The following is an 8,048-nucleotide window of genomic DNA, read 5'->3' as shown; positions in this document are numbered from 1 at the left end:
GCTTGACTGTAGCTTGATATGGGATACGGGTACGTCATGTACAGGATAGGTGGGAGACGGAGAAGCTTGGGCGCCAGCCTGAGTGGAGTCGGCGTTGGGATACCACCCTTGAGGTACTAGTATTCTAACCTATCGCCCTGAAGCGGGTGAAGGGACAGTGTCAGGCGGACAGTTTGACTGGGGCGGTCGCCTCCCAAAAGGTAACGGAGGCGCCCAAAGGTTCCCTCAGCGCGGATGGAAATCGCGCGGTGCGTGTAAAGGCAAAAGGGAGCTTGACTGCGAGACGGACAGGTCGAGCAGGGACGAAAGTCGGGCTTAGTGACCCGGTGGCACCGAGTGGAAGGGCCATCGCTCAACGGATAAAAGCTACCCCGGGGATAACAGGCTGATCTCCCCCAAGAGTTCACATCGACGGGGAGGTTTGGCACCTCGATGTCGGCTCATCGCATCCTGGGGCTGAAGTCGGTCCCAAGGGTTGGGCTGTTCGCCCATTAAAGCGGTACGCGAGCTGGGTTCAGAACGTCGTGAGACAGTTCGGTCCCTATCTGCCGCGGGCGCAGGATACGTGAGAGGGTTCGTCCTTAGTACGAGAGGACCGGGATGAACCGACCGCTGGTGTACCAGTTGTTCCGCCAGGAGCACCGCTGGGTAGCCAAGTCGGGAAGGGATAAGCGCTGAAAGCATCTAAGCGCGAAGCCCGCCTCAAGATAACGTATCCCATCTGGACAACAGAGTAAGACCCCTTGAAGAAGACAAGGTAGATCGGTCTGGCGTGGAAGCGTAGTGATACGTGGAGCGGACAGATACGAATCGGTCGAGGGCTTCACCCGCAAGCAAGGTCATTTCATAGCAGAAGCAAAGGTACATAGCAGGCGACAACCTGAGGCGAAGTTTATTCTGAGAAGCACACTGGCAGGCGAAAGTCAAAGCCGCGTGAGTGCCAGGACAAACGAATTCAGCACAAAGGTTGCACGCAACACAACTGAAGCGAAGTTTGGTCCGAGCGAACACATCTGCAGGCCGAAGGCCGAAGCCGTGTGAGCGAGGAGCAAACGAAGCATGAAAGTCTGGTGACCATAGCGGAGGGGAAACACCCGTACCCATCCCGAACACGGACGTGAAGACCTCCAGCGCCGAGAATACTTGTCTCGAGAGGGACTGGGAAGGTAGGTCGTTGCCAGGCAAGAGAGAACAGAGTCAGGCGAAGATGCCTGGCTCTGTTTTGCTATATGCACAATTCCCCGCCCACATCCCCGAAAACAGAAGCTCAGCCCAGCCGAGTGCATCTAAAGGCCAGGCTGCGGCCTGACACGATAGGTACGAGAAGAGACCCAAACTGGTTTCTCGCGTCTAACTATAGTCACACTGGATCTTAGCGCAAGTCAGGGTAAACGGTTACAGTGTTCTTGGTAAGTTCGTGATGGGGAGATGAGGCCATGTCCATCGAATCGTACAAACCAGGTTTAGAGAACGTGATCGCATGTGAAACGTCCATATCGTATCTGGATGTCGAGCATGAGGAAATCGTTATACGAGGATACGACTTGATCGATCTCGCTAGGCAATTGTCTTATGTCGACGTGATTGGTTTGCTACTGTATGGACGACTGCCTTCGCCTGACGAACGGGTGACGATTGAACAGATGTTGTCCGAGCAGGCTCATCTGCCTGAAGGTATTTATGCCATTTTAAGCAGTTTGCCCGCTTCGACACACCCGATGGACGCCTTGCGCACCGGTGTATCCGCACTCTCAGGGTTTGATCCAGAACTCGCAGATGCTTCTGTGGAGGCCAATCGGCGACGGGCGTTCCGTCTACTTGCGCTCGTACCGCAAATCGTAGCGAACAGCTATCACATCGCGCGCGGGGAAGGCGTTGTGCAGCCGCGCTCAGATTTATCGTTTGTCGCAAATAGCTTATATATGATCACGAAGCGCGAGCCGAGCGCCGCGGAGGAACGCTATTATAATCAAGTGCTGATGGTTTACTGTGAACACGAACTGCCAAACTCTACGTTCGCCGCGCGCGTCATTGCCTCGACGCAATCGGACATGTATGGGGCGTTGACTGGTGCCGTGGCGTCACTGAAGGGACCCCTACACGGAGGCGCGAACGAGGCCGTAATGAACATGCTCCTTGAGGCGCAGACGGTGGAAGGGTTTGAACGGCTCGTTCGGACGAAGCTTGCGAACAGGGAAAAGATTATGGGATTTGGGCACCGAGTGTACATGCGCAAGAGCGATCCGCGTGCACTTTTAATGAAAGAGGCACTTAGGGAAATGTCTGAGGCCTCGGGCGATGATCGTTTGTATCGCATGTGTCTTGCAGGTGAAGAAATTGTGCGCGAGGAGAAAGGGCTGTTTCCCAATCTCGACTACTATGCCGCACCTGTCATGCATCTGCTTGGCATTCCAGTTGAACTGTTTACACCTGTGTTTTTTGCGGCGCGCGTCGTCGGACTGGCTGCGCATGTGACGGAGCAGTTGGAGCACAATCGTTTATTTAGGCCTCGCGTTTTGTACACTGGCCCACGCGGGTATAGAGTTTCACAAATAATCGCGGACAACTAACGATACGAGACTCGATGACTGGATTGCTGGCTATAGGTTTTCATCACACGGAGGGTGTTAGTAAGTATGGCTACAGAGGATGCAGTACATGACAATCATCGTGGCACCATAGACGACGTTCTCGTCAACATTACGGACTATGTCCTGGGATTAGGGCAAGCAAGTGAAGAGGCCGTGGAAACGGCACGCTACGTTCTTATGGACACGCTCGGTGTGGGTATGCTGGCTTTGCGGTTCCCGGAATGTGCGAAACACATTGGTCCGTATGTGCCAAACTTTAGCGTATCGTTAGGAGCCCGCGTACCGGGCACGAAATACGAGCTGGATCCGGTGCAGGCGGCATTTAATATTGGCGTGATGATTCGCTGGCTAGATTACAACGATACATGGCTGGCGGCAGAGTGGGGACATCCCTCTGACAATTTAGGTGCCATTTTGGCTGTGGCCGATTACATGAGCCGGCAAAATCGATTGCACGGTAAACCACCAGTGACCATCAGGCAGTTGCTCGAGCGCATGGTACAAGCACATGAGATCCAAGGTGTGTTGGCTCTGGATAACAGTTTGAATCGTCGCGGGATCGATCACGTCCTATTTGTCAAAGTTGCTTCTACAGCGGTCGCCACAGCGATGCTTGGTGGCAACAAGGAGCAGGTGTTGAATGCTGTCTCAAACGCCTGGATTGACAATGGACCTCTTCGGACGTATCGCCATGCGCCCAATACCGGATCGCGCAAGTCATGGGCCGCAGGTGATGCGACTAGCCGTGCAGTGTGGCTCGCCTTCATGGCTCTCCGTGACGAAATGGGTTATCCAAACGCGCTTACGGCACCAAAGTGGGGATTTCAGGACGTTGTCATGGGTGGCAAGGAGATCGTGCTGGCGCGGCCGCTCGCTTCGTATGTCATGGAGAATGTATTGTTTAAAATCTCGTTTCCAGCTGAATTTCACGCGCAAACAGCCGTCGAATGTGCAATTCAGTTGCATGAACAGGTTGCGGGTCGCATTGACGAGATCGAGCGAATCGTCATCACGACGCACGAGTCGGCGATTCGCATCATTGATAAGAAGGGACCATTGTACAATCCGGCAGATCGCGATCACTGTCTGCAGTATATGACGGCAATCGGTCTTTTGTATGGGTATCTTACGGCAGATCACTACGAGGACGAGACGGCAAAAGATCCGCGCATCGATTGGCTACGCGAACGTATGGAAGTCATCGAGGATGTTCAATACAGTCGTGATTACCTCGATCCTGACAAACGTTCTATCGCAAACGCCGTACAGGTGTTTTTCCACGACGGATCACATACCGAGAAGGTCGTCTGCGAGTATCCGATTGGCCATCGTCGGCGTCGTGCGGAGGGACTGCCGAAGATTGTGGAGAAATTCCGAGCAAATTTGGCGACCCGGTTTCCACAAAAACGCGTTGATCGCATTCTCGGTCAATGTCTCGATACGCAATCCCTTTACGAAATGGGCGTCGATGAGTTTGTTCAACTGTTTGTTATTTGACGTTCGTGTTTTGAGGAGGAATAGCTTGTGGCCTGGTTGGTTGAACAACAGCCCAGTCAGGAAGAACTGGCACAACAGTTTTTAAAGCGCATTTCAGAAGCTGACATACTTAAAATTCCAGGTGCACACGATGGGCTGGCTGCGCGCATTGCCAAGCAGGTCGGCTTTGAAGCCTTGTATCTGTCAGGAGCGGCGTATACAGCAAGCCGGGGCCTACCCGATCTCGGCATCGTGTATTCCAATGAGGTGGCGGAACGTGCAGCGGATCTTGTCCGTGCTTCTGGGTTGCCGGTGTTGGTCGACATTGACACAGGGTATGGCGGCGTTCTCAACGTGGCAAGAACCGCAAAGGAAATGGTGGAGGCGCGCGTGGCTGCCGTGCAGATAGAAGACCAAGTGATGCCGAAAAAATGCGGCCATCTGAATGGTAAGCAGGTCGTTGAGCCATCCGAGATGATTGAGAAAATCCACATGCTGAAGACTGCCGCTCCGACGCTGGTCGTCGTTGCTCGTTCGGACGCGAAGAGTGTTGAGGGTATCGACGCGATGATTGAACGGGCAAATCGGTACGTTGAAGCAGGGGCCGACGCCATTTTCCCTGAGGCTTTGGCGAGTGAAGAGGAGTTTCAGTACGTTGCGGAGCGTGTACAGGCACCGCTTCTGGCCAACATGACAGAATTCGGGCGGACACCTTACTACTCAGCTGAGCAGTTTCAGGCTTGGGGATATCGCATGGTGATTTACCCTGTAACAAGTTTGCGTGTCGCAGCGCATGCCGTGGAGCTCGTATATCGGGAACTCGCCGAGCATGGTACGCAAAAGGCGTTTGAGTCAGCGATGTTGACGCGGCAGGCGCTGTATGAAGCCATACGTTATTATGATTATGAAGCCCTTGACACGCATATCGCACAGACGGTGCTCGAAGGCCACATGAAGAAGAAGTGACACCTACGTGAGAGCATCTTCATTGGCATTGATACCTCCACGCGCATGTGCGAGAAAGTGATCAATCAAGATTTGCTTAGGACCATGGGCGTTCGCGATGAGTGAGATGTTCCACGTGCATGCGGATTCGAGCGGCAGGTAGGTGACGCCGTCCGCACGCAGATGTGTGAACGATACGGGTATCAATGCGACGCCCATGTTTGCTGCGACAAACGCGACAATGGTTAAAATCTCGGGCGCTTCGACCGCCACCCGTGGCACAAATCCAGCTTCCTTGCAACACAGTGTTACAATTTCGTAGTAACCGGATCCGCTGCGGTACGGCGTGAGAATGAACGGATGCGGCGCGAGATCGCCAAGGGATACCGCCGTCTTGTGAGCGAGCGGGTGTGAACCGGGGAGTGCCGCCACCAAGGGCTCCTCGGCGATACCTTTGCAAATCAGGTTGGGATTGGCCACCGCTCCGCGGACGAGGCCGACGTCGATTTTGCCATCATAGAGTGCCTGCATTTGTTCCGTACTTTTCATTTGTCGCAACTCGATGTGTACGTCGGGAAAGTGCAGGCGAAACGTTTGCAGGATGGCCGCCACCCGATAGGTCAGGGAGCCAACAAAGCCAATCGATAAGCTTCCTTTTCGTCCTACGTGAAACTGCTCGGCCTCGCGTCGGGCCTGTTCCATGGCAGTGAGGATTTCCCGGGCTTTCTCCAAATAGACTTGTCCGGCGGCCGTCAGTTCGACGTGATGTCGATCTCGCGCGAACAACGGAAACCCTAGCATGTCTTCCAACTCTCGGATTTGTCGGCTCAGTGGCGATTGTGAAATGTGTAAGCGCTCGGCCGCGCGGCTGAAGTTCAACTCTTCAGCGACAGCGACAAAATAGCGGAGATGTCTGAACTCAATCATGCCAATCACCTTCCATCATCCTGACGGCGCTATTGTATCACGAGCGCTCTTGCCATGCGTTTGCGGGAGGTAAAGGAGGCGTTCTACTTGTTAAACGTTGCTGCACCAACGGCGGCAGATGTCGAAGCGGCCCGCGAGCGATTGCGCGATCGCGTCTTGTATACGCCGCTCGACTATTCCGAGACATTCTCGCAGTTGTCCGCCAACGATGTTTACCTAAAGCTCGAGAACCTACAAAAGACGGGATCCTTTAAGCTGCGAGGAGCTTACAACAAGATTTCCACGTTGACCGCAGACGAACAGGCACGTGGCGTGATCGCAGCTTCCGCCGGCAATCACGCGCAGGGTGTCGCGTATGCCGCGCGCGGCAAGGGTGTCCCCTGCACGATCGTCATGCCGGAAGGCGCGAGTCTTGCCAAGGTGATGGCGACGCAGCGCTATGGCGCGCGCGTCGTTTTGCACGGAAACGATTACGATGAGGCATACGCCCACGCTAAGCAACTGGCGGACAGTGAAGGTCTCACATATATTCACGCGTTTGACGATCCGTACATCATTGCGGGGCAGGGGACGATAGGGCTGGAGGTCCTGGAACAACTGCCGGATGTCGGAGCGATTGTCATCCCGATGGGCGGCGGTGGCCTTGCTACCGGGATTGCGTTGGCGGTCAAATCGCAGCGTCCAGACATCAAGATTATTGGCGTCCAGGCACAAGCTGTACCATCGTTCGTCCATGCTCTCGGGCGAGGCCAAATCGACGCTGTCCAGGGTCAGCCGACGATTGCCGATGGCATCGCCGTCAAGCGTCCCGGCGCATTGACGTTTGTTCTCGCCAGGCGTTATGTTGACGACGTCGTCACGGTGGACGAGGATGAGATTGCGCGGGCGATGATTTATTTACTTGAGCGTTGCAAGCTTGTCGCCGAGGGTGCCGCTGCTGCAGGCATTGCGGCAACGATTTTCCGAAAGATCCCGAACAACCTAGGGAAAGTTGTCTGTGTTCTCTCAGGCGGCAACGTCGATGTCGTTGTGTTGTCGCGCATCATCGAGCACGGCTTGACAGAAGCCGGCCGTTACCTGCGCCTTGCGGTCACTATTCAGGACAGAGTGGGGGCCTTGCGGGATGTGCTGGATATCGTGGCTCGGCATCGCGCCAATGTATTGACCGTGCACCATCAACGTGTCGGATCGCACATTCATCTCGGGCAGACAGAAGTGGAAATCGATTTGGAAACGCGCGATCACGCCCATATTCAAATACTGTGTGACGCGTTGAAGCAGGCTGGCTACACGCCAACCCTTCGCGACTAGCAGCCTTCATACCAAGAAACCCCGTTTTTGTGCGCGATATGTAGTCAGGGGTGGATCAAAGCATAGAAAAACTGGCCTTTACTTCGTGAATGGCGCGATGACCACAGTCTGATGTCGCGCACATCGCAAAGCAAAGGCCGTTTTATGCAAAACACATTTCGGTTAAACCCAGTTGTCTCCGTTGTTATCATTGAACGAGTCGTTTTGGAACGGGTCATCATTCGTTGGGAAGTCCACCTGGTTGTCCCAACTGTTTGGGCCCATGTCGCCATACGGCCCTTGGTCATACGGGCCATTGTTCCAATCGGCGCCCCCGTACTGATCCATGCCAATTTCTCGCTGCAATTGATCGATCTCATCTTGCTGAATAATGTTCTGCTGCATCAGCTCGTTGATCATCTGCTGATCTTCCATCTGGCGAAACATGTCGTATTGCATCATGTCGATCCGCCCTTGTTCCAATAGGTAACTGAGCAGCGCACCAGCCGCCATGCCGCCGAGAAACGATCCGGTTCGCCCAAAACCGGCCGTATACCCTGGGTTGCTGTACGGCGGGGTCACATCGTAATACTGGTTGTCGCGAAATCCGTTGTTTTGAAACGGCCCTCTACGATAGCCGTTCCCAGCTTGATTTCGCCTTGCCAACAACACGACAAGCAGAATGACGATCACGACAAGCAAAATCACGATCAAGATGTTTCACCTCTCGCTTTGATGTACCCATCATACCGATATCATCCCTCGCCGGCCATACAAAACACAAAAAATGTGTTGCAACTTTGCGAGGTTGCGTTATAA

Annotated in this window: 6 protein-coding genes and 2 rRNA genes; 6 read left to right on the top strand and 2 right to left on the bottom strand. The window is 54.2% G+C overall.

Annotated elements, in window-relative coordinates; genetic code table 11:
- The 5 genes from QMF38_RS08800 to prpB form a co-directional block, all read left to right on the top strand.
- Positions 1-831, top strand: a 23S ribosomal RNA gene (locus QMF38_RS08800); the annotation flags it as partial.
- A 235-nt stretch (positions 832-1,066) separates the two neighbouring features.
- Positions 1,067-1,183: ribosomal RNA gene (gene rrf, locus QMF38_RS08795) — 5S ribosomal RNA — on the top strand.
- Between the two features lie 253 nt (positions 1,184-1,436).
- A complete protein-coding gene (gene mmgD / locus QMF38_RS08790) occupies positions 1,437-2,570 on the top strand; it encodes a citrate synthase (RefSeq protein ID WP_058095671.1) in 1,134 nt (377 codons plus the stop codon).
- A gap of 66 nt (positions 2,571-2,636) precedes the next feature.
- A complete protein-coding gene (locus QMF38_RS08785; protein WP_281759196.1) occupies positions 2,637-4,088 on the top strand; it encodes a bifunctional 2-methylcitrate dehydratase/aconitate hydratase in 1,452 nt (483 codons plus the stop codon).
- Between the two features lie 27 nt (positions 4,089-4,115).
- Positions 4,116-5,033 (top strand): methylisocitrate lyase, encoded by a 918-nt coding sequence (prpB, locus tag QMF38_RS08780; RefSeq protein ID WP_058095673.1) that lies wholly within the window; start codon positions 4,116-4,118, stop codon positions 5,031-5,033.
- A 3-nt stretch (positions 5,034-5,036) separates the two neighbouring features.
- Here prpB and QMF38_RS08775 read toward each other — a convergent pair whose 3' ends face one another.
- On the bottom strand, positions 5,037-5,939 hold the full coding sequence (locus tag QMF38_RS08775) for a LysR substrate-binding domain-containing protein (RefSeq protein ID WP_232302383.1): 903 nt from the start codon (positions 5,937-5,939) through the stop codon (positions 5,037-5,039).
- 54 nt (positions 5,940-5,993) lie between these two features.
- Here QMF38_RS08775 and ilvA point away from each other — a divergent pair, with 54 nt between their 5' ends.
- Positions 5,994-7,250, top strand: a complete 1,257-nt coding sequence (gene ilvA / locus QMF38_RS08770) for a threonine ammonia-lyase (RefSeq protein ID WP_390854347.1) — start codon at positions 5,994-5,996, stop codon at positions 7,248-7,250.
- Positions 7,251-7,412: 162 nt separating this feature from the next.
- Here the strand turns inward: ilvA and QMF38_RS08765 are convergent, their stop codons facing one another.
- Complete coding sequence (locus QMF38_RS08765; RefSeq protein ID WP_232302384.1) at positions 7,413-7,937, bottom strand: DUF2076 domain-containing protein; 525 nt, start codon at positions 7,935-7,937, stop codon at positions 7,413-7,415.
- Positions 7,938-8,048: the final 111 nt, after the last annotated feature.

This window comes from Alicyclobacillus hesperidum subsp. aegles, assembly GCF_027923525.1.
GTDB classification, from domain to species: domain Bacteria; phylum Bacillota; class Bacilli; order Alicyclobacillales; family Alicyclobacillaceae; genus Alicyclobacillus; species Alicyclobacillus aegles.
The sequence above is the reverse complement of the archived record's forward strand: the minus strand, read 5'-3'. Positions and strand labels throughout refer to the sequence as shown.